The sequence below is a fragment of the Ruegeria sp. ABF4_144 genome (assembly GCF_056160045.1).
In genome coordinates this window covers 112,930-139,675 of the sequence record NZ_JBSWWK010000002.1, presented here as the reverse complement: position 1 = coordinate 139,675, position 26,746 = coordinate 112,930, and the positions used below count along the sequence as shown (strand labels likewise).

Below are 26,746 nucleotides of genomic sequence, written 5' to 3'. Positions count from 1 at the left end.
GGTCAAAAGGGCTGTTATTGTCATGAAGACACGCGCCGCCGTGATGTATGGCAGGCATGAACAGCTTGTGGTGGAAGAACTGCACCTCGATATGCCGCGTGCAGGCGAGGTATTGATCCGTATGGGGGCTGCTGGCGTCTGTCATTCCGACTACCACGTGATCTCGGGTCAAGCGAGTCATGACCTGCCCGTCGTGCTAGGCCATGAGGGCGCTGGCGAGGTGATCGAATTGGGCGAAGGGGTCACCGATCTCGCAATCGGTGATCATGTCGTGCTGAGTTGGATTCCTTATTGCAGCGATTGTTTCTTTTGCGCCCATGAGCAAACCCATTTGTGTCAGACCTACAAATCCTCGCTCTGGGACGGCACCATGTTGGACGGAACCTGCAGGCTGGCCAATGCCAACGGCCCTGTGCGGCATCTGTCTATGCTGGCGTGCTGGGCCGATCACGCTGTGGTGCCGCAGGAAAGCTGCGTTAGGGTAAGCAAGGTCGTGCCGTTCGAAGTCGCCGCGCTTTTGGGATGCGCCGTGACAACCGGCGTTGGCGCTGCGCTGAACAGGGCCAAGGTAGCGCCTGGGTCTAATGTTGTGGTGATCGGCGCAGGTGGCGTCGGTTTGTCGATCATTATGGGGGCGAAACTGGCAGGTGCCGCTAAGATCATCGCCATTGATGCAATGCGAGGAACCGAAGCAAAAGCCCGAGCGTTAGGGGCCACTGAATTCGTTCTGGCCAGCGAGAATACCAGTATGCGGATCGCGCAAATCACGACACATGGAGCGGACCATGTGTTCGAAGCGGTGGGAAAACGCGCCCTGCAACGGGCGGCGATCGACTACTGCCGTCCCGGCGGGCAAGTGACGTTTGTCGGGCTGGATGAAAATGATGCGACGATAGACTTCCCAACGACCGAAGTTACGCGCGCGGAAATCACCGTCACCGGCTCTATCTTCGGGTCGGCCTTCACCTCGCGCGATTTCGTGGCCTATGCGCAGCATTACATGCAGGGCAACCTTCCCATCGATCAGCTAATCGGGCGGCGCTACGCGCTTGAACAGATCAACGTCGCTGTGGAAGATATGCTCGCTGGAAAGCCCGGGCGCGGCGTGATCCTGTTCGATGGGCTGGTCCGGTGACCCAACCGCCATTGATACGTCTGGCCCGCTTCGTCGCCGAAGACCCGCTGAACATGGACGCGGCTAAACTTGCCGTTCTGCGTGATGGTGTAATTGACACGCTTGGGTGCATTCACGCAGGCGCTCGCACCTATGTCGCGACAAGGGCGCGGAACGGGGTCCGAACGATGGGTTCAGATGGCCCTGCGCAGGTGATTGGCAATCAGATGAAAACTTCACGCCCGCAGGCTGCGTTCTTGAACGCCGTCGCGGGCCACGCGCTGGACTTCGACGATTGGGAGATTCCGGGAAACACGCATCCGACCGTGGTGCTATTGCCAGCAATACTTGCCGTATCCGGAGTTCAGACCCATGGCAAAGACCTAGCGCGCGCCTATCTTGCGGGATTTGAGGTGATTACCCGATTGGGCGAAGTGATGAATTTTGAGCATTATGATGCGGGCTGGCACTCCACCGCGACACTCGGAGCTCCGGCAGCGGCGGCGGCCTGTTGTCGGATAATGGGGTTGTCTGCCGAAGAAACAATAAACGCTATGTCCCTAGCGATCAGCACCGCGAGTGGATTTACCTGCCAGTTCGGATCTCACGCCAAACCGATCCAGGCAGGCTTCGCAGCACGTGCCGGGGTCGAAGCCACCTGTCTGGCGCAGGCAGGGATGACCGGCCAAGCGCATGTTCTTCACGACAAACGCGGCATGGCCGCCTTGATGGGCGGCATCGATGCTGGACGATTTGATACGGCCTTGGGCAAGTTGGGCCAAGGATATGCATTGGCAAAGCACGGCCTTGTTTTCAAACCATGGCCAAGCTGTGGATATACCCACCGGATCATGACCTGTGCGTTGGGCTTGCGCGACCGTACGCCTCTGGAGGAAATTGAACGGATCGACCTGCATCTTCCTGATTTCCACGCCGCCGTACTTCCATATGGGCAACCGAACAATCGCGCCGAAGCACTCTTTAGCTTGCCCTTCGTAGCTGCGATGGGGATCCTGGACGGAGGGCTCACCTTGTCCGACTTGGAAGCCGGATGTTGGAATGCTCCTGATGTGACAGAACTGATCGGCAGGACCCGAGTGCATCCCTTCGCTCCAGCGCGACCTGATCTGAACTATGCGAAGGAAGATCCCGACCGCATGGTTATCACGCGAACTGACGGGACGATTGTTGAGGAATGCTGCATCTATCCCTTAGGTGCGCCTCAAAACCCCATGAGCGTGGACCAGCTCTGGCAAAAGTTCCGGGCAAATGTCGGCTCCGTCTCCCGAAACTGGGACGCAAAACTTCGTAACTGGCCTGAGCAACCGGGTATTCTCACCCTCTTGGCACAGCAGGGATCCCATCGATGAGCAGAACACGATCAGGCCGCGCCGCACGGCACGCGGAACGTCAAGGTGGTGCGGGTTCGGGCCAAAGCGCCGCAATCTGGCCCGGCATTGAAGGCGGTCAATACCAGGTGATCCATGCCGAAGGGGTACGCGCCATTCATCAGACGGCGCTGCGTATCCTTGCCGAAATCGGGCTCGCCAGTGCAACGCCTCGCTGTATTGAGACGGTCACAGCTGCGGGCGGGTCTGTCTCTGATGCTGGTAGGTTGCTCTTCCCATCCCGGATGGTGGAACGTGTCCTACAAACAGCCGGCCGTGGGTTCACGCTGTTTGGTCAGAAGCCGGAATATGACCTTGATCCAAGCGGTACACGCATCCATCTGGGCACCTCTGGTGCAGCCGTGCACATCATCGACAGCGAAACCGGCACGGTGCGCGACAGCACCCTAACCGACCTTCACGATATGGCCCGTCTGGCCCAGGTGCTGCCAAATATTCACATGTTCCAGCGCACGGTCGTGGCACGCGACATCCAAGACACCCACGCTATGGAGTTGAACACGGCTTATGCCTGCGCAGCGGGCACGGCCAAACCGATCGGAACGTCGTTTACATCCGCTAGCACGATGCGCGACGCCATCGAGATGTTCCACATGATCTCGGGCGGAGAGGACGCGTGGGGCGCACGCCCGTTTTGTTGTGTTTCCACCTGTTTCGTTGTACCGCCCCTGACCTTCGCCGAAGAAGCACTTAGCATCATCGAGTGCGCTGCTGAGACCGGCACACCCCTAAAACTCGTCTCCGCCGGGCAGGCCGGGGCCACAAGCCCCGCGCCGCTTGCCGGTGCAGTCGCACAGCAAACGGCCGAAGTCTTGGCGGGGCTGGTCTATGTGAATCTGCTAAGCCCAGGCCATCCGGCGCTGTTCGGCGCCCTGCCCTTTGTCAGCGACCTGCGTACTGGGGCGATGTCGGGTGGCAGTGCCGAGCAAGGCGTATTGATGGCGGCCTGCGCCCAGATGGCGCAATACTACGGCATCCCCTGCGCCGTCAGCGCGGGCATGACGGACAGTAAGGTGCCCGACTTTCAGGCGGGTTATGAGAAAGGCATCACTGAACTTCTCAGCGCCTTAGCGGGGGCGAACCTTATCTATGAAGCCGCAGGTATGTATGGATCGCTTCTGGCGGCCAGCAAAGAGAGCTTTGTGTTGGACAACGACTTGATCGGCTCGGTTCTTCGCGCGACACGGGGTTTCATGGTCAACGACAACGCTTTGGCCTTTGATGTAATCCGAGACATCTGCCTGAATGGACCGGGACATTTTTTGGGCAGCGGACAAACCCTGCGGCGCATGCAAAGCGATTATTACTATCCCGATCTCGCTGATCGTGCCACACCTCAAGCCTGGGCGGATGCGGGTGCACCCTCAGCCCTCGACGCGGCGCGAAAACGGGTCAAAGACATACTTGCAGCCGATGCGACGGCGGTTTTCGGAGCTGAGCTCAGCGAGGCCATTCATAAACGGTTCCCCGAAATTTCAGCTCGATGGGCATGATTTGTTTCTTGGGCACCGACATCAAGTTCGACCTCTGATCAATCGCGCGGCATTGGCGGCATTTGAATGTTTCCAAATCTCGCAAACGTGCAACAACCCCACAGCCCACCGCCACCGCGTCAACGACTGCTTTGCGAAAACTGAAGAACGATGGCCACCAAGGGTAGCGCCATTCTTGGCTCCACCCCGTGAATTTTGCTCAAGTCGCTGCTGTGACCTCAATTCACGAAATGGACCTTGTCGAACTCACTACGCCACGCGGATACCTCCGGCAGAATAGGCTCGTCGCTCAGGCCTCGCTTGATGAGGTTGGCCAAGCGCTCTGCATCGTCAGACGTCATGCCCCAGCGGACCAACTCGGGCGTGCCGATGCGCAGACCATTCATGTCACCCTCTACCGGTGCGACGGGCAAGCCAATGCCGCAAGACAGGAACCCGCTTTTGCGCAACTGTTTCGAGGCCGCCTGCCCGCCGCCGAAGGGATTTGCGAGAACAGCAAACTGGTGAGAATTGGTAAAACCATCCTTGCCAGCGAAGACTGGAACGCTTTGCGTATGCAGAGCTTCGGCCAGTGCTTTGGACATGGCGATCATCTCTTGTGCGTATGCTGGGCCATATTCCTTCCAATCCAACATGGTGACCGCAAGCGCTGCTGTCTTGGCGGCATCGAAATTGGCGGTCATGCCAGGAAACGCGATAGCATCAAGTGCTTTGGCAATTTCGGCATCATTTGAAACGATCAGCCCTCCGGCCGGGCCACCGAGGCTCTTGTAAGTGCTCATGGTCATGAAATGCGCACCCTCTTTCAACGGGTTCGACCACGCGCGCCCGGCAATGATGCCGCATTGATGGGCAGCGTCAAACATGACTTTCGCACCGACTTCATCGGCTATGGCGCGGACATCGGCGACCGGATGCTCAAAGAGATTGAGACTGCCGCCAATCGTGATCAGCTTTGGCCTTTCGGTTTTTACGAGGCTGCGAAGCTGATCAAGATCGACGGTGTAGCCATCTGCATTAATAGGTGCCTCAATTATCTTAAGACCGAAAAGCCCCGCGCAACCTGCCAAATGGTGGGTCACATGCCCGCCGATCGACGCAGGCGGAGCGATGATGGTGTCGCCCGGCTTGCACGTCGCCATGAACCCATAGAGGTTGGCAATTGCACCTGAAGGCACCCGGACCTCAGCAAACCGAGCATCAAAAACCTCGGCGCACAGTTCTGCGGCGATGACTTCAATCTCTTCAATTGCCTCCAGCCCCATTTCATATTTGTCTCCGGGGTAACCCAGCGAAGGCCGAGATCCGATACCCGAAGACAAAAGCAGCTCGGCCTTGGGGTTCATCACATTTGTCGCTGGGTTGAGGTTGAAGCACTCTTTTTCATGAATGCGGCGGTTTTCCTCTGCCAGTGTCTCGATCCGGGCCAAAAGATCGCCCGACGGCGTCGTGGCAGCCTTTGTCGCAATGTCCTGGATCATGGTTTCGCATGTCGCGGGCACCCAGTCTCTTTGTGCAAGTGTCATCTGGTGATCTCCTGTTTTGTCCAATGTGACGCCTGCCCCGTGACATCGCAAAGCAGAATTGCTATTTCTTGGCGTAGAAAAACTAAGGCTAGAGATATGAGCGTTGCTCCCAGACGCCCAAAGGGCCCTCCGCTAAATGCCATGCGTGCCTTTGAAGCAGCTGCCCGTCACGTCAGCTTTGCTGCTGCAGCAGAAGAGCTGAGCGTCTCGCCGGGCGCAATTTCTCAACACATCAAGGCGCTGGAAGGTTGGGCAGGTGCGCCGCTCTTTCGTCGTAATGCCCAAGGCGTTGAGCTGACACCTGAGGGGCAGTCTCTTGTCCCGGAATTCACTGTGGCATTTGACCAAATGGCCGATGCGGCCCGAGCGTTGCGTAACCTCAAGCCCAAAGCCGATTTTCATATCGCAGCCCTGCCCAGCATAGCCCAACTCTGGCTGCCCAAACGACTGCGCCAGATCAGGGCGCAGCTTCCAGACGTCAATTTTTCCGTCACCGCAATGGAATCTCCACCAAGCCTTGCGCGCGAGCTTTTCGATCTGTCGATCTTTTTCGCCCCGCCGGACAGTTCACCCAACCAAATTGTGGTCAGCCAGGACGTCATCACTCCGGTCTGTGCACCCACTCTTCTGGAACGGGTACAGGTAGAACACGGTCTTGATGATGTTCCCTTGCTGCACGATCAGGTTTGGAAGGACGATTGGGCCACATGGTCCCGCAAAACGGGTTACAAACTGCGCGATGAACAACGCGGACCTCAGTTCTCGCTCTACAGCCTTGCCGTCGAAGAGGCCAAAGCTGGCGCAGGCGTTTTGATGGGGCATTTGTGTCTCATCGAAACGGCCCTGGCATCAGGAGCGTTAACGACTGCGCATGCACAATCCTGCCAAACGGACCGATGTCTCGTGATCCAAGTTCCACAACAGTCGAGACGAAGACCCGAAACGGATCAAGTTGTCGCTTTGCTATCAGGTTGAGCCAGGACCTAAAGCGAAATTCTAGCATTGTGCGGTGCTGGCTTGCGTGACCTCACCGCTACTGTAGGAACAAGCACACCATCCGGACTTCGTGGACGTCTGCACGGATGTGGACGGCCCAGTGTGGTCCCTCTTGCAGGTGCTGCCATCCGCTTTAATTCCCGGCCCAAGGTGAACGATGGTTCAAGTTTCTGAAACGGATTCACCTACGGCGTTTTCTCTTGCGTTCTCAGAACAAAAACGTGCCGCGCAAGAGCGCGCGGCACCTAGTCTTAGTTAATCGAACCACTTAGGCGGCTGAAAAGGCCCTGACGCTGCCGCGCGGTTCGAAAACATGCAGAAACGTGTCGGGATGAGGGCGAATGCGGTAGTTGTCCGTCTCATCGCCGAAGATGACCTTGCCGTCTTGATCAAGCGCAACAACTGTCGCTTTGACCGTATCGATGGGGTAACCGGGCATCCCGGACGGAGCGCCGCCCATATCTTCGATCCCCAATGCCTTTGCAGCCGCCAAATCATTGTCCTGAAGGATTTCGAAATGCGCAGGCAGTTTCAGGTCTTTGGCCAGTTTTTTCGAGTTCTTGATGCCTTGGTTCGAGATAAACTTCACCTTCGCACCCGCCTGTGCCAGTTGATCCGCCTTTGCTTTCACTTCTTTGAGCTGATTCATGCAGAAGGGGCACCAATTGGCGCGAAAAAATACCAACAGGGTCTTTTCGCCCATAAAGGACGCGGAGGTCAGGTTGGTCTCGTCCAGACGTTGCAGCGATAATTCAGGCAGTGCTTTTCCTTTCACGATGGCTGCGCTTGGCTTGCGGCCATAGTTCGAGAAGATATGAATGTACCATTGCATAGTGATCGCACCAAACAAGGCCAGCCCTACGGCGAAGTACTCGCTGGTTGCTGTGAAACCGCCGCGCGCGGCGATTTGGTAGATCACCCAAGCTAAGGCAGAAAGGTTGATGATCTGAATCACTGGCAGGTTCTTTGAGGTCCGAACAATACTAAAGGCTTGGCTCAACACCATCAGGAAGAACGGCATCGTGAACGTTGCAAAAAATGTGCCGATCCAGATTGGGTCATAGCCTGACATCCAGAACATGACGGCCGAGCCGACGCCGGACAGCAAGTTCAACATGATGTAGGGAAGAATAAGTTTGCCTTTCATTTCGAAAGTCCTTTCGAGGTCTGGTCAGATTGCCCGCGGTGGCTCATCGCTCAACAAAAACCTGAGGGCAAAGAGGATGAATGGCGCGCGCCCCGCATCACAAGGCGCGCAACCGAGTTACGCAGTAGCTGGTGTCATCAGGCTGTCGAGAACAGGGAACAGGTCCACAGGTTCAGGACGGCGCGTATAGTCGGGATTCACTTCGGCATAAGCGATGGTGCCATCGGTATCGACGACAAAGCGCGCAGGCATCGGCAGGTTCCACTGACCGTCGCCATGGATGCTCGGCAAGTGGACGCCAAACCCGTCATGGATCGGAATGACGTAGTCTTGCAGCGTCCAGCGGATGCCAAGCTTTTCGGCTAGTTCGCCGTTCTTGTCCGTCAGGATCGGGAAACTCAGTTCATTGTCCTTCTGCGACTTTCGGCTGTCGGCAGCGCCCTGCATCGAGATTGCGACAAGCGTCGCACCACGTGCACGAATGTTCTCTGCAACCTCCTCAAGCGCTTTCAGCTCGATATTGCAGTAGGGGCACCAAACACCGCGGTAAAACGTCAGAACCACCGGCCCATTGGCTAACAGGTCCTTCAACGCGACGGGATTGCGATCAGAATCCGTCAGCACAAAGTGAGGCACAGCGTCGCCCGCTTTCAGCGCGCGCTCGGCCTGACCGCTGTCGATAAGCTCTTGTGTCGAACGGGCAAAGGCTTCGAAAGCGCCTTCGGGAGCCATGGTCTTGAATTGGGCTTTGAAGCCGTCGAGTTTGTCTTGGAGGGTCATGTCTTTTCCACTTCTAAGATTTCGTTCTCTGGTCGGCTCAGGGATCTTTCGTGCCGCCTGTTCTGATATTTGGCCCTTTGAGAAAACGGTGGTAGCTGACCATTTCGAGTAAGGGTTATTCAAAAAACGAATGATCCAATTTGCGGACCTCAATTGGAACAAACCCAGCCTGCAAAACAAAACAGCGCCGCGCGAAAAGCGCGACACTTGTTTGCCGGATGTCCGGATTTCTGGCGATCTAATGCGAATTCAGCCAAGCGAGGCGAGAGGGAAGTCTGACTATTCTGCTGTTGCAGCCGTTTCCGGCTCCCAAGCCATCGGCTCAAATGCCTTGTCGAGTGGCGGGTTCACGATATGGGTTGTGTAGTTCGACAATACTTTGAGTGCCGTCCCGGCGATCACCTCAAGCACGGTCTGCTTTGAATATCCGGCCTCGATCAGAGCATCGACCTGCTCAACACTGGCCCATCCTCGCGTTTCGTTGATGGTTTCGGCAAAACTGCGAAGCGCTTCAAGTTTGGCGTCCGCAATTGGTGAACCCGCGCGCAATGCTGTGATCACACTGTCATCCATTCCCGCCATCTTCGACACGACCGTGTGCGCCGCCATGCAATAGGTGCAGCCGTTCAGACGGTTATTCGTCATCAGAATGATTTCGCGTTCGGTGGGCGTCAGATCCGTTTTCTCGAAGATGCCCATCATGGTCATGTAGCTTTCGACCAGAACAGGGGATTCCGCCATTGTTGCCATCAGGTTTGGCACAAAGCCCATTTTGCTTTTGATCGCTGAGAGGATTGGCTTGGACCCTTCAGGAGCTGTGTCTACCGTGTGCTGTGCATAGGTTGCCATTTGCTGTTCCTTACCAGAATGCGTTTACGTCGGAGTTTTCAGAGTTCAACCGGCCAGACGTGTTCGTCGTCTACCGTTGCGCTCAAATGTTGCTCATAAGGAAATTCGAGGGTAGGCTGCCAAAATGCCTAACTGTTATTCATAATATGAATGTCCGATAGCTTCTCCACTTTACGTTTGTTCTCGCGGGTCGCACGCACCGGCAGCTTTACCGCTGCGGGGAAAGAAACCGGCAAATCTCAGCCTTCGGTGTCCCGGATCATTTCCAACCTTGAGAAAGAGCTGGGTGTTCAGTTGTTTGTGCGTTCAACGCATGCCGTTCGGCTGACAGAAGCCGGGGAAGAATACTTGACGCGTATCGAGCCGATCCTCTCTGACATCGAGGAGGCAAATCACTTTGTCAGGGGCACTGGCGAGCTGCGCGGTCGTTTGCGCGTCGGCGCAGCGGCGAGCTTTGCACAACGAGAGATCATACCCGCCCTGCCACCGTTTCTGGAACAACACCCAAAACTCAAGGTGGATCTTGTCCTGACGGATTCGATGCAGGACTTGATTGATGAGGCTATCGACGTGGCGATCCGATTTGGACCGTTGGAAGATTCAACGATGGTCGCGCGCAAACTGGGCGCGACACCAAGGGTCGTTGTTGCCGCCCCTTCTTATCTAGAAAAAGCTGGCAACCCAAAGCAGCCCTCTGATTTGGTGGATCATCAGGTCATCCTCGGCCCGTCAAGCATTGGAAAAGTGGGTTGGAGCTTTGAGAAGGACGGTAAGGTCCAATCCATCCGTGTCGAAAGCCAACTGATGATTTCCGTTAATGAAAGCACAACCACGGCCGCGGTCGCCGGATTGGGTATTGTCAGCACGTCGTATTGGAGTTGCAGGAACGAACTGGAAGCAGGAACTCTCGTGCAACTGCTGCCTGACTGGACAATCGGAAATGTCGAGGTGAACGCGCTCCTGGCAGGAGGTCGCCATACGAAACCTTCAGCCCGCGCCTTCACAAAGCACTTGCAAGAAGCGTTGGCTTAGAGACTGCACTTTCTAGGCGGGCAGGCAAGACCCGCTTTTTTTTGCGCAAAGCAGTGCATTTGAGGTTCATAATATCTTTCGGCCTCACTCGACAAGCATAGCGCTGCGACAACGTCTTGAGGTCATCGATGTTTCGATCGTTGCTGCAATTCCTTATAAGGGCAAACATCATCTTCAAAAGGCACGTGACGACGGCGGAAACTGCTGTCTACGACGGCCTCTGGCCGACTGATCCTATCCATGCGGAAATGGCGAAAACCCCCGCGCAACGGATCCCATCCGACAAGATACCACAGCGGCGGCAGGATGAGCATCGCCTGCGGTTCAACCTCGCGCTGAGTCTGCCGCCCCTTGGCATCGCAATAGTCAAAGCGGATAAGTTGGTGCCCAAGAAACGCTACCTGAAAAGTTGATAGCAGTTTGGGATCCATTACTCTCATGTCTGACAAGTCTTGCAACGGCGACAATCGACCGATGTGCAAGCAATCAAGGAAAGTGCGCAAATCCCGCACTTTGTCCGCAGGCAAGGCCTTTTCGATCTTTGCGAGTCCAGCATCCGCCAATTCGGAGAACGGCAGGTTCCCCGCCGCCCGCATGGCCGCCACGCTAATCAGCAGGGCAAAGACCTCAGGTACCGAAAGCCTTGCCGTCGTCTGCATCGATTGCGGATCAAGGCGCAGACCACCGCCACGGCCAACATCGGAATAAATCACATAGCCTTCGTCTCTGAGCGCACCAATATCTCGCAACACGGTCCGGCGAGATGCACCAACTTCATCCGCAAGGGCGTCAATGGTCGAGGTGCCATTACGGCGGAGCGTCCGCACGATGGCGTCCTGTCTAAGTCGAATGTTCATGTTGGTACTTTAACATCAATGGTGCCAAATTTTGGCACTGTTTTGAATTACACCGTCTCCAGAACGCAAATTATGGAGAGTGCGCCATGCAACGAACAGCAGTGAACCCATGGGAGTGGTCAACTAAACTGGGCTACAACCAAGCCGAAATCATCGAAGGCGCAACGCGCCAGCTCTTTTGTGCAGGCCAAACTGCCGTAGACGAGAAAGGCGCACCGCAACATTCCGGTGACATGCGCGCGCAAATCGGCCTGGCCCTCGACAATCTGGAAGCTGTGCTGAAGGGCGCGGGCATGGACTTGAGCAATGTCGTCAAACTAGGCGTCTATGCGACGGACGTTGACGAAGCCTTGAAGAACTTTGACCTGATGGGTATGCGTTTCGGCGCGCATCAGGTTGCCCCACCGATGACCCTGCTCGGGGTCAAGCGCCTCGCGATACCGGAATTGCTTTTCGAGATTGAGGCAACAGCGGCCGCATAGCGCAGAGCTAAAGCTGCCCGCTGGTTTGGAGTCCAATTGGCGACTTTTACCCGCGCCACGACACTTCGTGCGTGGCGCGTCTATTCCCTGGTTTGCCGTCAACGCCGAAAGCGCTGAAAACCGAGGGCGCGCAACCCACGTTACTTCGCGCAATACACCCCTCTATGATCCGCGTTGTGTCAGACCAGAAACCGGTTTAGGTTCGCCGCGTGAAGTGCATTCGACCGATAGCCACGACAGTGCTTACAGTGTTTTTGATCCTCTTTATGGGGCTCGGAAGTATTGCGCATGCACTCTCCAGTGATTGCGTTGGCGGGCATAGTTTTGATACAATAGCCATGGGCGTTGAAGCGCACCACGCTGACCATGTTTCAGCCGCGCCAGACAGTGACACCAAACCTGCGCCAGACGGCACGGCGCACAAAGGGTGCAATCCCTTCCTGTGCAACGTTCTCGTACTTACGGCACAGATGTCCGAAACCAGACTGTCCCAATCGGCGATCGTGTTGGAATGGCAGGTTAAAAGCCTCACATCGCTCAATGAACCGGATAACCCGGACAGACCACCTAACACTTGAAACAGATTTCAGACGCAGTTCACGGCAGTGAACACGTTCCAGTGTGCAGCAACGTATTTGCGGCGCAACTCTGTTACTCAAGGTTAGGACCAGTACATGAAACGAAACCACTTTTTGATCGGCGCAAGCGCCGTGGCAGCAGTGGCTGCATACTTCTTTTTTCGCCCCGACCCAGTGGACGACGCCGCACAGTTGGCACCGAGCGAGGGCGGCGCGATGGTGGCAATTCGGATGCCACCCATCGACGGCAATGCGGCCGTTGGGCAACGTATTTTCGAAAGCGCATGCGCCGTATGTCACGGCAGTAACGCGGTCGGCCTTGAAGGCGCAGGACCACCACTGATCCATGTTATCTATGAACCCAGCCATCATGCAGATGAGTCCTTTCAACGTGCTGTTACGATGGGGGTCAGAAGTCATCACTGGCAATTTGGCGACATGCCACCAGTTGAAGGCCTGACCCGTGGTGACGTGGCCATGGTCATCGACTACATCCGCGAAATCCAGCGTGCCAATGGAATAGACTGAGGAACCTGCCAATGAAAATGCTCACCACTATCGCGTTGATCTCTATCCTTGCCACTGGCGCTTTTGCCCATTCAAGCGTTGAGTCCTCCACACCCGAAAACGGCGCGAAAATTGCCGAAGTGCCCTCTGAGGTCAGCTTTAGTTTCTCGGATGATATCCGCCTGACAAAAGTAAACATGACTCATCAGGACGTTCATACCGTCACGCTTGATCTTGGAGATCAGACAAGTTTTGGCCGCACATTTGCTCTCCCGCTTCAAAGCATGGGTGAAGGCATCTATCGCATTGAATGGCGTGGCTTGGGCATCGACGGACACGCCATGCAGGGCGAGTTCACGTTCACAGTGGACTGACCATGCCCGATTTCTGGGGAATAGGCGCGATTTTGTCCAAGCTGATGCTCTATGTTGGCATTGGTGGGTCGACGGGTCTTTTGATCATTCGAACTGCGTTTGCCGACCTTGTGACGCCCATCAGCGATCGGATGCGTGTACAGACCGCGCTGTTGGCGGGGCTCGCGCTTGCAGCCTCTGTTCTTGGCTTCTTGCTGCGCGGCGGCGCTTTAACGGGCAGCGTCGATGGCATGACCGATCCAGAAATGCTCGGACTGCTATGGCAGACCCCAGTTGGCGATGTTCTGGTCTATCGGGTCACTGGGGCGACATTGATCATCGTTGGAGTGTTTATTCCCCAAATTGGACAGTGGATCGCACTCGCAGGTGGAATGCTCGCACTGTGGTCGTTTGTTCAGATCGGGCATGTCCCGGCATTGAAACAAACGGGCGCCCGTTTGTTTTTGTTCCTGCACCTTCTGGGCATTGCGTTTTGGATCGGCGTTCTTGGGCCATTGCGCGCCCTATCGCTGCAGCCAAGGCATTTGGGGAATGCAGCCACGTTGGGGCATCGGTTTGGGCAGGTTGCATCCATCATAGTCCCCGGCTTGGTTCTGGCTGGGTTACTGATGGCTTGGATGCTGCTGGGCGACCTGAAGGATCTGACGACAAGTGGCTACGGGCAAGTCCTGTTGATCAAATTTGCTCTTGTCAGTGTGCTCCTGACCTTCGCAGCCGCAAACAAGCTCCGCTTCGTTCCGGCCTTGCAAGCCGGGGACGACAAAGCCGCGCGCCATCTGGTACGTTCCATAGAAATCGAAACCGCAGTCCTTCTGATGGTGCTTGCAGCAACTGCGACGCTCACCAGCGTTTTAACCTTACCGAAATGAGGTATCCCATGAACAGGCGCGCCTTCCTGATCACAACAAGCGCAGCGGCATTGGTTCCGCCGATCGTCCTTGCATCGACAACAGCGGAGTTGGTTGCACAGCCCGTCAGTGCACAAATCCTGCCCAAACGCGACCCGGCGACCCAGATGCTTGGATTTAACGGCAGCACTCCCGGCCCGGTGCTTCGCGCTCGTCAAGGTGATACAATTGATATTCGGTTTTTGAACCAGATTGATGAAGGCTCGGCCGTTCATTGGCACGGGCTGCGCATTGAAAACGCAATGGATGGCGTACCGGGGATGACCCAAGACATTGTCGAGCCGGGCACTGACTTCGAATACAGCTTTCGGACACCCGATGCGGGGACATTTTGGTATCACTCGCACAATCGGTCTTGGGAACAGGTTGCCAAGGGTCTCTATGGTCCACTGATTGTTGAGGAACTAGCACCACCCGATGTGGATCACGATCTGATCGTTATGATTGACGACTGGCGCTTGACCGAAGACGGTGCGCTGGCTGACGGTTTTGAGAACAGGCACGATCAGGCACATCAGGGACGACTAGGCAACTTTGCCCGTGCGTTGGTTGAGCCGGATGCGCCGGTCCGACGCGGTGATCGCGTGCGGTTGCGGTTGATCAACGTCGCAACAGACCGGATTTTCCCGATCGAACTTGAAGGGATCGACGGCAAAATTGTTGCGTTCGACGGTATGCCCCTGCCTCGCCCGCTAACAATTTCGAACCTCGTCCTCGCACCGGCACAGCGCACAGATATCATTGCAGATGTCACGTCAGACGATCAGATCGCGTTTGTCTTTCCAACGCGCGACGATCCCTACCTGCTGGGTGACATCCCTGTTCAGGGGGAGAACACCACGCGTAGACCTTCCACTATAGCCGCACTGCCACCCAATGTGCAGGAACAACCGGACTTAGACAATGCCGTGGCTCTGACGCTCACCATGCAAGGCGGGGCGATGAGCCGCCCCGCAAGCACGCAAACGGATATTTGGGCGTTCAACGGGCAATCCGGCCTAACGGACACACCATTCCATAAGTTTGAACGTGGCCAAACGGCCCGCATCCGTCTGGTGAACGACACCCGTTTCCCACACGGCATCCACCTGCATGGGCACCACTTCTTTGAGGCCAAAGCGGACGGTGACTTGGGTGCTTTCCGGGATACAACACTTGTGAATCCTGGCGAGACCCGCGAAATCGTTTGCGTTTTCGACAACCCCGGAAAATGGCTACTGCACTGTCACATGCTTGGGCACCAGGCTGCAGGAATGAAAACATGGGTGGAAGTTGCATAAAGCACAATCTGATCATCGCGCCCTACCACGAGGACAAAATAAAAGGGCAACCCAAATGATGCACAATCGACGACAAGCAAGTTCAGGAAGTGCAAACACACTGCAATCCATCACACCATTGACGCGATGCCGGTGAAACAGTGACTAGCTTGGCGCACAATTGACATCCATCTGACAGCAGCACTGCCAGCCAAGACAGTTAACATAAGGCTCAGAGTGGTACAGCTGTATCTGGGGGGATCGTAGTTTGATCCTCGCTTATCGTATGGGCGATCCTCGTCACGCTCGCGCAGGTAAGGGATAAAAGCCACAAACCCGGCCCGAGTCTGATCACTCTTGCCTGCTCTGCGCTGGCCACATCTGACATTCGCGAAAAAGCGCCGGACACCTTGGGTCGCATCAGGGATCAGACGGGCGCAACCCCACATCTCGCCGTGCCAACCGGTGCGCATGAACTCGACCATAGGCAGGTTTATCCCTTTGCACTCCAGCAAGGCGGCAACGCCTGTTTGGAGAGCGCAGCCCTGGAACTGAGCTGTATTGCCTAATCTGCAACAACTTTCACTTATTTGTCTTTGCGGGCAAGGTACTTAGCGTCAGCTGCTGGATTCTCAAAATCAATTCGGTACTTTGGCGCCAACTAGAAAATTCTTAAAATTATTTAGGAGGATGAGCCGTGCCAGTAAGGCCGTTAGTCGTCGCAATAGTTCTGCACTTTGGTCTGAATCCTTCCGTTGTCATGGCGCAGGAAAGCCAAGCGAAACCGAAAGTTAGCGTGACCGCGGCAGAAATGAAGCCGGTATCGTTAACCGAAGTGTTTACTGGCCGGGTGGAAGCAGTGAACCGAGTGGACCTGATCGCCCGCGTGCCCGGGTTTGTGAAGTCCATCAACTACAAGGACGGCAAGACCGTCGCAGCCTCGGATGTCCTGATCGAGATCGAACCGGATTCTTACGAGGCGACGGTCACAGAAATTCAGGGTCAGATAAAAGCCGCAGAGGCGGCAAAGAAACTTGCCGATATTGAGCTGGACCGGCAGCAAAAGCTTTATGCTAAAGGTGACACTCCGCAAGCAGTCGTGCAGAAAGCAGAGGCGCAGCAAGGTGAAGCGGACGGGCAAATTCTTGAGCTGCAAGGTAGTCTCCAAAACGCACAGCTTAACCTGTCCTACACAAAAATTACTGCGCCCTTTGACGGCCGGATCGGGCTGACCGATCTTTCCGTTGGCGCTTTTGTCAGCCCCGACGGCGGAACGCTGCTGTCGCTATCCAGTGTCGACCCCATCCGCGTGACATTTCCGGTGACCGAAGCCGAATTGCTTGAATTTCGCGCGCGCCGCGCCAAGGCGTCGGCCTCCGAACCCTTGAAACTGCAGTTAGTCCTCGCCGATGGCACAACTTATGGCCAAACGGGCAGCATCGATGTGACCGATACCGAGGTGCAGTCAGGCACGGATTCAGTTCTGGTCCGTGGTTCCTTTCCCAATCCAGATGGGTCACTCATCGACAATCAATTGGTGCGGGTCGTCGTTACTGATCCTTCACAGCAAAAATCGTTGGTAATCCCCGCCAAGTCCTTGCAAAAGGATCAGTCCGGTTACTTTGTGTTCACGGTTGGAAGCGACGGAAAAGCCAAGAAAACGCAGATTCAACTGGACCGTACTGAAGGAACCGAAGCCGTTGTTTCAGGCGGTCTGAGCGAGGGTGACAAAGTTATCACCGATGGCCTGCAGAAGGTCCACGCCGGTGCTGAGGTGAGTGTTTCAACGCCCCAAGACACCTCATCGACCACCGGCGGGAACTGATCAAATGATCTCACAACTTTTCATCCGTCGCCCCCGGTTTGCAATCGTCATTTCGGTCGTGATCACGCTGGCTGGTCTGATTTCCATTACTCAACTGCCGGTGGAACAGCTTCCCGATATTGTGCCGCCTCAGGTTCAGGTGACAACCAGCTATCCCGGCGCTGGTGCCGAAGTTGTCGAGTCAACGGTTGCCCAGATCATCGAAGAACAGGTGATCGGCGTCAGCGACATGCTCTACATGAAATCCACGAGCGGGGCAGACGGCAGCTATAACCTGCAGGTAACATTTGAACCCGGGACCGACCCCGATATCAACGCGGTCAACGTACAGAACCGTGTCAGCTTGGCCATGTCCGCATTGCCCGAAGAAGTAACACGCGCAGGTGTAAATACCAAAAAGAAGTCCTCGGCGCTGCTGCAGGTCGTCGCCATAACGTCCGACGATCCGAAGAATGACGATCTTTTCCTTTCGAATTTCGCGACCATCAACGTCCTCGACAGTATCAAAAGGTCGCCCGGCGTAGGGGATGCCACCCTCTTCGGCGCATTGGATTATTCGATGCGGATCTGGCTCGATATCGACAAGATGACCAGCCTTTCCGTGACCGTTGACGATGTGATCGCGGCGCTCAATGCACAGAACGTTCAGGCCGCGGTGGGACGTGTCGGCGCTCAACCGATGGCAAATGACCCGGTCTTTCAGCTGAATATCCAGACACAGGGTCGATTGAACAGTACTGACGAGTTCGAAAATGTGGTCGTCCGCGCCCTGCCCGATGGTTCGTTCGTTCTTATCGGCGATATTGCACGGGTAGAGCTTGGCGCAAAAACACGGGATTCCTTTGCCTCGTTTGACAATAAACCGGCGGCGATGATCGGTGTCTATCTTGAGCCGGGAGCAAATGCGCTGGATACTTCAAAGGGCATCAACGAGGCGCTGACCGGGCTGCAAAGCGCCTTTCCCGATGGGGTCAAATGGAGCGTCCCCTACAACTCGGTAACCTTCGTCCGCGCAAGTATCGACGAAGTCGTGAAAACGCTGATACAGGCGTTTGGACTTGTGGTTATCGTCGTCTTCTTGTTTCTGGGCAGCCTGCGGATGGCCCTAATCCCCCTGATCGCGGTTCCCGTATCACTTGTCGGCGCACTGACATTCATTCTAGCTTTAGGGTTCTCGCTCAACACCGTTTCGCTGCTGGCGCTGGTGCTTGCGATCGGCATCGTTGTGGATGATGCGATCGTGGTGATTGAAAACGTCGAAAAGGTTATGGGCGAAAACCCTGAGATGTCCGTGGCGGAAGCCACTGGCGAGGCCATGAAGCAGATCACTGCCCCTATTCTGGCGATCACATGCGTGCTGCTTTCGGTATTTGTACCCGTTGCATTCATACCCGGCATCACCGGAACGATGTTTCAGCAATTCGCGGTCGCCGTCTCTTTCTCAATGCTGATCTCTGCGTTGAACGCCCTGACGCTTAGTCCAGCACTATGCGCGGTGCTGTTGCGTCGGGAAAGCGGCCCCAAACGTGGCCCGCTCGCCTGGATTTCGCGCCGAATAGACAATGCACGCGATGGCTATGCCTATGTGGTCACAATTCTGGCTCGTCGCGCGATATTGGCAGTGCTACTGCTTGGCTTTGCCCTTTTCGGTGCAGGCTGGCTGTTCAAAACCGCGCCATCCGGCTTTCTGCCGGTCGAAGACCAAGGGGCCTATTTTGTTGAGGTGGCGTTGCCCGAAGGGTCCTCGATCAATCGTACGACCAAAGTGATGGAAGACGTCGCAACCATCATGAAAGCCGCACCCGGTGTGCAGGATGTCATGACGGTCACTGGCTTCAGCTTTGTCGACGGCCTGAACAAATCCAACAGCGGATTTGGCATCGCAATCATGCAGCCCTTCGAAGACCGGACCGATCCTGCATTGTCCGTCAAGTCCTCGATCAGGCATGTCCGAAGCGAGTTCGCCGGTCTGGAAGACGCCATCGCCTTTCCGTTCAATCTTCCACCGATCCTTGGCTTGGGCACAGGTGCCGGGTTCGAGTTCGAACTTCTGGACCTGCATGGCGGCAGTGTTTTGGATCTCGGTGCGGCAGCAGCGGGGCTCGTCACAACCGCCAATTCCGACCCTCGATTGGCCGGAGTCTACACGACATTTTCTGCACAATCCCCAAAGCTGAACCTCGACCTCGATCGCAAAAAACTGCAGACGCTTGGCGTGGATGTCGACGATCTGTTCCGGGCCATGCAGGTCACGTTGGGCGGGTATCATGTGAACGACATGAACCTCTTTGGCCGGACGTGGCAGGTCAATCTTCAAGCTGATCAAAAATACCGGGCCAATGTCGGGGACATTGCGCGCATTCACGTGCGGAATAGCGATGGAGAGATGGTACCTATACGCGCTGTGGCGAATGTAGACCTCGTATTGGGTCCGCAAATGGTGACCCGGTACAACAACTTCCAGGCCGTCACCATCAACGGCGGGCCGGCACCGGGTACATCAACGGGCGAGGCCATCGCGGCGATGGAGGAAATTGCCGCAAAGACACTGCCAGAGGGATACAGTTACGATTGGACAGGCACAGCACAGCAAGAGATTGAGGCCGCAGGGAAAACGCCTATCGTTCTGGGGCTTGCTTTGTTGTTCGCCTACCTCTTTCTTGTCGCGCTGTACGAGAGCTGGACGATACCCCTTGCGGTTCTGTTCTCGGTCACCTTTGCGGTGTGCGGCGCATTGGGCGCGTTGCTGTTACTTGGTCTTCAGAACAACCTCTACGCTCAGATCGGACTGGTCGTCCTGATCGCGCTGGCTGCCAAGAACGCAATTTTGATTGTCGAATTTGCGATGGATCGGTATCGGCAGGGGCTAAGCGCTGTTGATGCCGCAACCCAAGGTGCCCGTGCGCGTTTCCGTGCGGTCATGATGACCAGCTTTGCGTTCATCGCCGGGCTCTACCCACTGGTTGTGGCCGACGGGGCCTCGATGCTCGCGCGCCGCGGTGTCGGTACGCCGGTGTTCGGGGGGATGATCGCAGCTGCTCTTGTCGGCATATTCCTCATACCGTCCCTATACATAATCGCACAGCGGTTCAGAGAGAAAGTGCATGGAAAAAGCAATACCGTTGGTGGTGAAAACGCCCTTTAGATAGGTCGGACAATTTCGGTTTCGCGGCGGCTCGCCGGTCATGGGCCGCCCCAGCGAGATCGATGTCGTCTTTCTTTTAAGTTGCCCATTCCGAGAGAGTGTGGAGCGGCAAGTTCAGTGACTCTCCTGTAGGGGTCAAATCATACTCCACGCGGGGCGGTATTTCATCGTAGGCAGTACGCGACACCAATAGCTTCACAACGGGCCAAGTCTTGGGCTTTGAACAAGGCTCAAAATTTGGCGCTGTCATTCGACCGTTCGGCCTCTTGCATGGCTTTCAAGGCAGCAAAGCCGCAAAATAGGAGTTTAAGAAACGGTCCTTCGGATCGGCCTTGTGGCGCATAGCGGCAAACCTGATCCAATCTCTTCCAAGCGCGCCTGATACATGTTTTTTGCGAAGTTGCTTTGTCTGATTCAACAACGGACGCGCACCGCGCGCAACGGCAAAGTCGTTGAAACGTCGGTTGAAACCAGCCCACAGCGGATCATTCGCACGCGTATCTACCGGATCCATGGTGAAGATGGCTTCGTTGCGGGAAAAGGACAGCAACGAGTTTCGGTCCCGTTGAATGAAATATATTTCAGTCGTCAAACTTTGCCGAAATCCCGTCTTCCTTTTAAATTCATCACAAAACTCCAGATAGGCCGGAACGAAGGTTTCCCATTTGCTGACGGGTACAGCCCAGAATGTGAAGTCAAAATAGTGGTTTCGGCCAAACCTGAAATTCAGCATGGAGTCGGCTCGGCGGGCTCTGAATCCCCCAGACCAGCGATACAGTCTCAGGAATGCAATCAGGGAATAGTCGCTGACGCTGTACCACCAGTTAAACGGCAACCAAGAAAGGACAAACGTCGCGACCACTTGCCAAATGCGGTCCCGAACCCGACGCTTTGCTCTCGAAAATACTCCTATATGCGCATCTGTAACTTTGCGCGTTTCGACAATCATCCTGCGGCTGGCGGGCTGTAGAAAACCAAGAAACCCGTCCGAAGACTGCGCTAGCTCATCGAAAGCCGGCAGCGGGTCAAGTTTGAAAAATTCGTATTGATATTGCAGCGTTTTTTCCGGCTTGATCCTGAACGTGACCTCAAAAATCACACCCAACAATCCATAGCTACAGCGGACGGCCTGCATTTTGTACCGGTTGTTCCGCTCAGTCAGTGTTTCGACAAAGCCTTCAGCGTTCACCATGCGTATCCCGACTACGCAGGAACTTATCTGGCCAAGACCTTGTAGGCCTAAAGATGCGTCTTTGGTACCGCAGCAAGCAACTGATCCGGCTGTTGCATTGCCGATTTCAGGTTGGACCTCGATGCACATGTTGTGCAGCTTCAACTCATCCCGCAGACCAAGCATATTGACGTGAGAGCCGACGGTTACAGTGAAATTCTTCACATCCACGTCAATGTCGGTGAAGTGGTCCAGAATGATCTGCGTCCCTGTGGTGCAAGCGCAATCGTTCAAGGAATGAAAACTCCCACCAACACGAAGTGGTGACGGATAACGTTTTGTATCGCGCACAACGTCCACAATCTCGGTGATCGACGCCGGGTGGACGACCTCGGTTGGCTCGCTCAGGGCCGTGTCGTTCCAGTTTCGAAAGGTTTGGCTATTCTGCTTGGACATGGTGCCACCCCCTTTGGCAATTCACTGTGAAAGCAATTCGCGACAACTGATTTCGTCAGGCGACCCGCTGATTTCAGGCAGCGCGCTCAAAAGGTTAGAAACCTCGGCAAGGGAACGTGTTTTAAGTTCTGCATCGCCCGACACCCTTGCAAGATTTGCCGACGACCGTAGCGCCCAAAGGTTCGAACCGTTGCCCAGTGAACGCTGTTGCGCTTCCTCAAAGCATTCGATTGCCGCCTCCGTAGCCTGTTGCTGCAGAAGTAGTTCACCCTTCAATCGAAGAAGTTCGGGAACATACCACTGTTCGTCAGTCGTTTCAGCGATCTCGATGGCCCGGTCATTCGTCAGCAGTGCGGTTTTGATGTCGCCGCTCAGCAATTGCATTCTGGCCGCAACCGAAATGACAAAGGGCAGGTATTGTCGCGCCTCCATACCCTTTTCGTGGATTTTTCGGCCCAGCAGGAATTCTTCCTTGCCCTTCTGCAATTCACCTTCCGTCAAATGCGCGTAGCCCAGCAGAATACGCGACATTCCTTCCCAGCTGCCGAAACCTTGCTCAATCGCCATGTTTCGGCTGCGTGTTGCTATTTCGATCGTTTGCTTTTGATCGTCAAGAAGATGATGAATGGCCGCGTGATAGGTCAAAACGTAGTTTCGTGAATGCAGGTTCGTACGTTGGTTGGCGAACTCCTCGCATTGTCGGATCGTTTCTAAGGCACTTTTGATTTCACCCTTCGCGATCTTGGCCAGTGCCAGATAGCACTTCGCAGTTACCTTGTGATCAAGGGCATAAAACTCATCGGATGCGTAAGTTTCTTGATAATGCGCGTCGTAGAGTTCGACTGCTTCATTGAGATCACGAATGCCTCGGGCAAGCTGTCCCTGAAGAACACTGGCGCCACCCTCAAGCCTTTTTGCGATCACTCTCCCCAGATTGGATTGTCGCGCCTCCGCCTCGGCCCGACATTCCGACGCGATCTCTCGAGCTGTCTTGAAATCTGCCCGAACCATCAACATGGACCCAAACCCCGAATACGTGGCGAACAGGTTCCTGCTGTCGGTCAGGTTGCGTTGAGCGCGGCAAAGCTGCAGGGCACGTTCATAGTGTTTTCTCGCGTTCGCGCACGAGAATCCGTCACGCACCTCAAAGGCGGTTCCAAGCGAAATCCGAAGCTGCAGTTCTATCTCGGGATCTGATGTTAAGTAGCCCTGATCTGAGTCTAGAAGTGCCGCCGCACGCTCGTACTGGACGACGGCCTCCAGGTAGCCCCCCTTGACCGAAGACAGGTTGCCGGCCGCAATCCAATAGCGAATTGCCGTGCTGGCGTCTCCGGCGGCCTCGAAATGATGGGCAAAGAGTTCTGGCCGCGCTTTTACCTGCCCTGGGTGTTCGCGCCGAAGGAAATCGACAATACGGGAATGGTGTGCCTGGCGCCTATCGCGTGGCAGAGACTCATAGGCGGCATCCCGGTAGCGCGCATGGCGAAAACAATAGTCTTCCGTCCCGCCTATATCCGATTTGCGTATGACGTCCGCACTTTCAAGCGCGTCGAGACTGTCAGTAAGTGCCCGGCTGGAACATTCAAGCAAGGCCAATAGTTGTCGGTGTGTAAACTGCTTTCCGATAACCGCCGCGGCCTGAGCAGTCTCCTGACTGAAACGATCCAGTCGATCCAGATGCGATTTAATGGCATCTCGACGGGTGGCTGGAATGCCGAAGTGACCGGGATTTCCAACCATTGTGCCCGCACTGTTTTCACCTGCAAAACGCTGCGACCACTCTAACAACTCAACGCGAGTGTGTTCCTCAATGTCGAGAGGAACCCCGTCGCTCCAGTCCAAGATGGCCCGAATTTGGCTTACTGGCAGCTTTGGGCCGGACGTCAATTCAGAAACCAACGTTTCCGCATCAGATTCAGACAGGGCTGAAACCGGAATGCCCACCACATGGTCGTTGGTGAAAATTCTCGCTTCGTGGCGCCCTCTTGTGGTCAGGACCAAGAGGTTCGGACCATTCGGCACGACCTCACTCAGGCGATCCAAAAGCTTCAGTGTCGAGTCATCGGCCCAATGAATGTCCTCAACCACGACCAGACGGGGCGCATCCTGTGACCTGCCGACTAGCAAACGAGTAATGGCATCCAGCAGCTTTCGCAGATGCAGAACCGAAGAAACGTCCCGCCGAGCTTGTTTCGACTTGTGGCGTATTGAAAGAAATTCGGCAAGAAACGATAGCGCTTCGTCGAAGGCAGGTTGAAAATCCGCGTTGGTCGAATTCGCCAGCTTTTTGAGCTTAACGGCTTCGGAGTCGTCGGGGTCAATCTTGGCCCTTTGAAGCAAGTATGCACCAACAGGAGCGAGTTGGCTGCGCACCAAATGTGGTTCGCATTGCAGCACACAAACAGCGTCCTGCTTCGCGTTCACCCGTTCTACAAGTTCGTGCGCAAGACGCGACTTACCGATACCTGCCTCACCGCTTAGAACGGCGATCTGCCCGGTCCCTTCTTGCGCTTTTTCCCATAGCGTATACAGAGCCGACCACTCGTGATCACGACCGATGAGCGAAGTTCGACGAACCCCCCTGAGTTTATCGAACCTTGTCCCGCGTGACCGCTCCCTGACGACCCCCCAAGCCTGCAACGGGTCGCTATATCCCTTGAGACTGCGCAGCCCCAAGTTCTCAAGTTTAAACGTGTCTCCAAGTAATAGACGGGTTTCGTGGCTTATCGCTATCGCGTCGGACTCCACGAGCTCCTGCAGCCTGGCCACTCGGTTCATTGCATCACCGATAGCGTCATGTTTCTTGTGGTGGGTGATTGCCCCAAACAGCAACATGCTTGTCGCTATGCCTATTCGCGCATGCAACTGATCGCGGAATCGTGTGCTTTGCCCGAGGTTCGTCAGAATAGCGAGCGCGGCTCGCACCGCGTTTTCCGCCGCAGTTTCTTCTGCATTCGGATAACCAAACAAAAAATAGACACCGTCCCCATGCGATGAGTGCTCGAAGCCGCGCCATGGCTGCGTAGCGGCTCGGATTCTGTCGAAGAACTCGCGAAGCAGTTCGCTGTAGTCTTCCACCCCGAGTTCGAGTGTGAGCCCGACAGAATTGACCAAATCGCAGTTCAGCACTGTGACTTGACGGCTTTCTGTTGTGTGCATCAGATCTAGCGCCCTCCTAACCTAAACCTGCTTGGTAACGTAATTCAGAAAACTAACGGCGGTTGGTGGATCTAGGGTATTGCCACTATTGGTATAGATGTTAGCGAGTTATGGCCCCCTTGTCGTTATACTTCTGTCGGTCACGCAAATGGCAAACTAGTCTGTAAATATAAGTCGGAAGTCCGGTAGAGGCAGGAACAGGTCGCCCTGATTGCAAGCACCGCGGGTTTTTTCTCAAGTATTTCAAAGCTATTTTGTCGCTGGTTAGACGACCCAGTGTTTTGTCGCGGAAACGCGAATGTCAGCGTAGGTTGGCTCAGAATAGGACGGATCGCATGGCCCTAATTTTCTGCCTTTGAACCGCAGTTCACTTCATCAACAGCCGGCTATAAATAGGGCCACGAAACTTGGCGCATCCAGCTTGCGACAGTTTCAACTCACCGCTGGGTTACGGAAAGGCCAGCCCGAGCGGCCTCAAAACTCGAGATTGAATGCGGGTTCAAATCCCGCGCCGTCATACCCTGCCAAGCCTATACCGTCATAGTTCAGCCATGTCGTTCAGCGGCCGCTGTTTACGGTCACGATGTAGGTTCCAACCGATCCGTCTCCAACCACATCACCAACACTTTCGATGCTGGGGCCGTCTGTCAGAACCAGACCGTCTCCGGGGCGCTCACCGTACCAATCCAGCCCCGACAAAAGGTATCCATTCAAAGCCGTGGCGGCTTGGAAACGGGTCGTGCCAAAAATTCGACCGAGGTCCGTGCAACTATGGTCTCGGGGTTGCGCTCGTATACGCGGAGGGCCGTTGTGTCATTGCTGTAACTTTGCTCCGGAATATCGTCATCGCCTAAAACACACCAAATCGTTGGAAAATTGAGAACACACCGCTTTTGAAACGCCTCGTTGCGTTGGCGTCAAAGAAGAACCGATCCGACTCGAAGGATGTCTCAGATGGACCGATATTTGCATTGTAGTCGCCGGACGCCTAACCAAACCACAGGTTAATGAGAGTGCCATCGTCCGGTTGCCACCCAACGTGTGGTCCTATGAAATAGCTTTCGAAGTTTGCGGAAATCACATTGTTGAACGAGTCGCACTTTGCTGTCTCCTACCTGCCGGCCGGACCGATCTGAAAACGTGCATCGTGCCATATTTCATATCCCAAAATAATCTGGTTCCTGCGGTCGAACCCAGGTGATGATTGAGAAGTCGCAGATTCTGCGAAGGGGCCGAGCGCGTGGCATCCAAGTCTTTCCGAAATCGAAACGCAACCGTAGAGCAGTGGATTGAACCCGAAAACAGCGCTTTCAGTCAGTTGCTCTGCGCAGTTCGAACCCCCTGTGTTACTGCCCGCGTCAACACCATCACCGCCACCGGGAACGGGCGGTAGGGTCTGATCCGGCAGCGCAAGTTGGTTAGTGGTTTGAACCTCGCATCCCATGTCGCCGGAAACGTCGGAAAGCAAGTGCGTACCAGCCGCCCCAACGGCAACGAATGGCGACATGGATACGTGCAAGCCTTGATCGTTCCATGTGTCGATGCCGGCTCCCGAGGTTGTTTCAGACAGAGCAAATTCAGAAACGATATTCGTGGTCGACAGCCAATTGGACTGAGACCCATCATCTGTCGTGCTGAGAGAATGCACGTTGCCAAGGCTCTACATGCGGCAGACTAAG

Annotated in this window: 22 protein-coding genes; 12 read left to right on the top strand and 10 right to left on the bottom strand. The window is 55.4% G+C overall.

Features of this window, described 5'->3' with window-relative positions:
* Positions 1 to 22 precede the first annotated feature (22 nt).
* Genes ACXAGD_RS18995 through ACXAGD_RS18985 form a run of 3 tightly spaced genes read left to right on the top strand, consistent with a single transcriptional unit; the run spans position 23 to position 4,016 of the window.
* The gene (locus ACXAGD_RS18995; protein WP_475212911.1) at positions 23 to 1,135 is read left to right on the top strand and encodes an alcohol dehydrogenase catalytic domain-containing protein; all 1,113 of its coding nucleotides are present in this window, start codon (positions 23 to 25) and stop codon (positions 1,133 to 1,135) included.
* Positions 1,132 to 2,484: an MmgE/PrpD family protein gene (locus tag ACXAGD_RS18990; protein WP_475212910.1), complete on the top strand. Its 1,353-nt coding sequence runs from the start codon at positions 1,132 to 1,134 to the stop codon at positions 2,482 to 2,484. Before ACXAGD_RS18995 ends, ACXAGD_RS18990 begins: the two co-directional genes overlap by 4 nt.
* Positions 2,481 to 4,016: a trimethylamine methyltransferase family protein gene (locus ACXAGD_RS18985; RefSeq protein WP_475212908.1), complete on the top strand. Its 1,536-nt coding sequence runs from the start codon at positions 2,481 to 2,483 to the stop codon at positions 4,014 to 4,016. Before ACXAGD_RS18990 ends, ACXAGD_RS18985 begins: the two co-directional genes overlap by 4 nt.
* Before the next feature lie 218 nt (positions 4,017 to 4,234).
* On the opposite strand, the gene ACXAGD_RS18980 is transcribed toward ACXAGD_RS18985, so the two are convergent.
* On the bottom strand, positions 4,235 to 5,542 hold the full coding sequence (locus ACXAGD_RS18980) for an aminotransferase class I/II-fold pyridoxal phosphate-dependent enzyme (protein ID WP_475212907.1): 1,308 nt from the start codon (positions 5,540 to 5,542) through the stop codon (positions 4,235 to 4,237).
* Positions 5,543 to 5,581: 39 nt separating this feature from the next.
* Between ACXAGD_RS18980 and ACXAGD_RS18975 the strand changes: the two genes are divergently transcribed.
* Positions 5,582 to 6,517, top strand: coding sequence for a LysR family transcriptional regulator (locus ACXAGD_RS18975; protein WP_475212905.1), 936 nt, complete (start codon positions 5,582 to 5,584; stop codon positions 6,515 to 6,517).
* Positions 6,518 to 6,806: 289 nt separating this feature from the next.
* Here the strand turns inward: ACXAGD_RS18975 and ACXAGD_RS18970 are convergent, their stop codons facing one another.
* The 3 genes from ACXAGD_RS18970 to ACXAGD_RS18960 form a co-directional block, all read right to left on the bottom strand.
* Positions 6,807 to 7,685 (bottom strand): peroxiredoxin family protein, encoded by an 879-nt coding sequence (locus tag ACXAGD_RS18970; RefSeq protein ID WP_475212904.1) that lies wholly within the window; start codon positions 7,683 to 7,685, stop codon positions 6,807 to 6,809.
* Between the two features lie 117 nt (positions 7,686 to 7,802).
* On the bottom strand, positions 7,803 to 8,465 hold the full coding sequence (locus ACXAGD_RS18965) for a peroxiredoxin-like family protein (RefSeq protein WP_475212902.1): 663 nt from the start codon (positions 8,463 to 8,465) through the stop codon (positions 7,803 to 7,805).
* Between the two features lie 279 nt (positions 8,466 to 8,744).
* Positions 8,745 to 9,314: a carboxymuconolactone decarboxylase family protein gene (locus ACXAGD_RS18960; RefSeq protein WP_475212901.1), complete on the bottom strand. Its 570-nt coding sequence runs from the start codon at positions 9,312 to 9,314 to the stop codon at positions 8,745 to 8,747.
* A gap of 150 nt (positions 9,315 to 9,464) precedes the next feature.
* Here ACXAGD_RS18960 and ACXAGD_RS18955 point away from each other — a divergent pair, with 150 nt between their 5' ends.
* A complete protein-coding gene (locus tag ACXAGD_RS18955; RefSeq protein WP_475212899.1) occupies positions 9,465 to 10,346 on the top strand; it encodes a LysR family transcriptional regulator in 882 nt (293 codons plus the stop codon).
* 122 nt (positions 10,347 to 10,468) lie between these two features.
* Here ACXAGD_RS18955 and ACXAGD_RS18950 read toward each other — a convergent pair whose 3' ends face one another.
* Complete coding sequence (locus tag ACXAGD_RS18950) at positions 10,469 to 11,203, bottom strand: helix-turn-helix transcriptional regulator (protein WP_475212898.1); 735 nt, start codon at positions 11,201 to 11,203, stop codon at positions 10,469 to 10,471.
* Positions 11,204 to 11,289: 86 nt separating this feature from the next.
* Here ACXAGD_RS18950 and ACXAGD_RS18945 point away from each other — a divergent pair, with 86 nt between their 5' ends.
* The 7 genes from ACXAGD_RS18945 to ACXAGD_RS18915 all read left to right on the top strand — a co-directional run bounded on the left by ACXAGD_RS18945 (position 11,290) and on the right by ACXAGD_RS18915 (position 20,281).
* Entirely contained in the window at positions 11,290 to 11,685 is a 396-nt protein-coding gene (locus ACXAGD_RS18945; protein WP_475212897.1) for a RidA family protein, read from the top strand.
* Between the two features lie 674 nt (positions 11,686 to 12,359).
* A complete protein-coding gene (locus tag ACXAGD_RS18940) occupies positions 12,360 to 12,791 on the top strand; it encodes a c-type cytochrome (RefSeq protein WP_475212895.1) in 432 nt (143 codons plus the stop codon).
* Between the two features lie 11 nt (positions 12,792 to 12,802).
* Positions 12,803 to 13,144, top strand: coding sequence for a copper resistance CopC family protein (locus ACXAGD_RS18935; protein WP_475212894.1), 342 nt, complete (start codon positions 12,803 to 12,805; stop codon positions 13,142 to 13,144).
* Positions 13,145 to 13,176: 32 nt separating this feature from the next.
* Positions 13,177 to 14,013, top strand: coding sequence for a copper resistance D family protein (locus ACXAGD_RS18930; protein WP_475212892.1), 837 nt, complete (start codon positions 13,177 to 13,179; stop codon positions 14,011 to 14,013).
* Between the two features lie 8 nt (positions 14,014 to 14,021).
* Entirely contained in the window at positions 14,022 to 15,332 is a 1,311-nt protein-coding gene (locus tag ACXAGD_RS18925; RefSeq protein WP_475212890.1) for a multicopper oxidase family protein, read from the top strand.
* A gap of 775 nt (positions 15,333 to 16,107) precedes the next feature.
* A complete protein-coding gene (locus ACXAGD_RS18920; RefSeq protein WP_475212888.1) occupies positions 16,108 to 17,136 on the top strand; it encodes an efflux RND transporter periplasmic adaptor subunit in 1,029 nt (342 codons plus the stop codon).
* A gap of 4 nt (positions 17,137 to 17,140) precedes the next feature.
* On the top strand, positions 17,141 to 20,281 hold the full coding sequence (locus tag ACXAGD_RS18915) for an efflux RND transporter permease subunit (RefSeq protein ID WP_475212886.1): 3,141 nt from the start codon (positions 17,141 to 17,143) through the stop codon (positions 20,279 to 20,281).
* A 76-nt stretch (positions 20,282 to 20,357) separates the two neighbouring features.
* Here ACXAGD_RS18915 and ACXAGD_RS18910 read toward each other — a convergent pair whose 3' ends face one another.
* From ACXAGD_RS18910 to ACXAGD_RS18890, 5 genes are all read right to left on the bottom strand, one after another.
* On the bottom strand, positions 20,358 to 20,531 hold the full coding sequence (locus ACXAGD_RS18910) for a winged helix-turn-helix transcriptional regulator (RefSeq protein WP_475212884.1): 174 nt from the start codon (positions 20,529 to 20,531) through the stop codon (positions 20,358 to 20,360).
* A gap of 27 nt (positions 20,532 to 20,558) precedes the next feature.
* A complete protein-coding gene (locus ACXAGD_RS18905) occupies positions 20,559 to 21,908 on the bottom strand; it encodes an FAD-binding protein (protein ID WP_475212882.1) in 1,350 nt (449 codons plus the stop codon).
* Positions 21,909 to 21,929: 21 nt separating this feature from the next.
* On the bottom strand, positions 21,930 to 25,067 hold the full coding sequence (locus ACXAGD_RS18900; RefSeq protein ID WP_475212880.1) for an ATP-binding protein: 3,138 nt from the start codon (positions 25,065 to 25,067) through the stop codon (positions 21,930 to 21,932).
* 558 nt (positions 25,068 to 25,625) lie between these two features.
* Positions 25,626 to 25,781: a hypothetical protein gene (locus ACXAGD_RS18895; RefSeq protein WP_475212878.1), complete on the bottom strand. Its 156-nt coding sequence runs from the start codon at positions 25,779 to 25,781 to the stop codon at positions 25,626 to 25,628.
* Between the two features lie 397 nt (positions 25,782 to 26,178).
* A complete protein-coding gene (locus ACXAGD_RS18890) occupies positions 26,179 to 26,715 on the bottom strand; it encodes a hypothetical protein (protein ID WP_475212876.1) in 537 nt (178 codons plus the stop codon).
* Positions 26,716 to 26,746 lie beyond the last annotated feature (31 nt).

Coding starts and splice junctions, on each gene's coding strand:
- ACXAGD_RS18935 (WP_475212894.1), top strand. CDS start 12,803: ATGAAAATGCTCACCACTATCGCGTTGATCTCTATCCTTGCCACTGGC.
- ACXAGD_RS18960 (WP_475212901.1), bottom strand. CDS start 9,314: ATGGCAACCTATGCACAGCACACGGTAGACACAGCTCCTGAAGGGTCC.
- ACXAGD_RS18985 (WP_475212908.1), top strand. CDS start 2,481: ATGAGCAGAACACGATCAGGCCGCGCCGCACGGCACGCGGAACGTCAA.
- ACXAGD_RS18945 (WP_475212897.1), top strand. CDS start 11,290: ATGCAACGAACAGCAGTGAACCCATGGGAGTGGTCAACTAAACTGGGC.
- ACXAGD_RS18950 (WP_475212898.1), bottom strand. CDS start 11,203: ATGAACATTCGACTTAGACAGGACGCCATCGTGCGGACGCTCCGCCGT.
- ACXAGD_RS18915 (WP_475212886.1), top strand. CDS start 17,141: ATGATCTCACAACTTTTCATCCGTCGCCCCCGGTTTGCAATCGTCATT.
- ACXAGD_RS18925 (WP_475212890.1), top strand. CDS start 14,022: ATGAACAGGCGCGCCTTCCTGATCACAACAAGCGCAGCGGCATTGGTT.
- ACXAGD_RS18900 (WP_475212880.1), bottom strand. CDS start 25,067: ATGCACACAACAGAAAGCCGTCAAGTCACAGTGCTGAACTGCGATTTG.
- ACXAGD_RS18955 (WP_475212899.1), top strand. CDS start 9,465: ATGTCCGATAGCTTCTCCACTTTACGTTTGTTCTCGCGGGTCGCACGC.
- ACXAGD_RS18980 (WP_475212907.1), bottom strand. CDS start 5,542: ATGACACTTGCACAAAGAGACTGGGTGCCCGCGACATGCGAAACCATG.
- ACXAGD_RS18965 (WP_475212902.1), bottom strand. CDS start 8,465: ATGACCCTCCAAGACAAACTCGACGGCTTCAAAGCCCAATTCAAGACC.
- ACXAGD_RS18910 (WP_475212884.1), bottom strand. CDS start 20,531: ATGACAGCGCCAAATTTTGAGCCTTGTTCAAAGCCCAAGACTTGGCCC.
- ACXAGD_RS18970 (WP_475212904.1), bottom strand. CDS start 7,685: ATGAAAGGCAAACTTATTCTTCCCTACATCATGTTGAACTTGCTGTCC.
- ACXAGD_RS18940 (WP_475212895.1), top strand. CDS start 12,360: ATGAAACGAAACCACTTTTTGATCGGCGCAAGCGCCGTGGCAGCAGTG.
- ACXAGD_RS18995 (WP_475212911.1), top strand. CDS start 23: ATGAAGACACGCGCCGCCGTGATGTATGGCAGGCATGAACAGCTTGTG.
- ACXAGD_RS18905 (WP_475212882.1), bottom strand. CDS start 21,908: ATGTCCAAGCAGAATAGCCAAACCTTTCGAAACTGGAACGACACGGCC.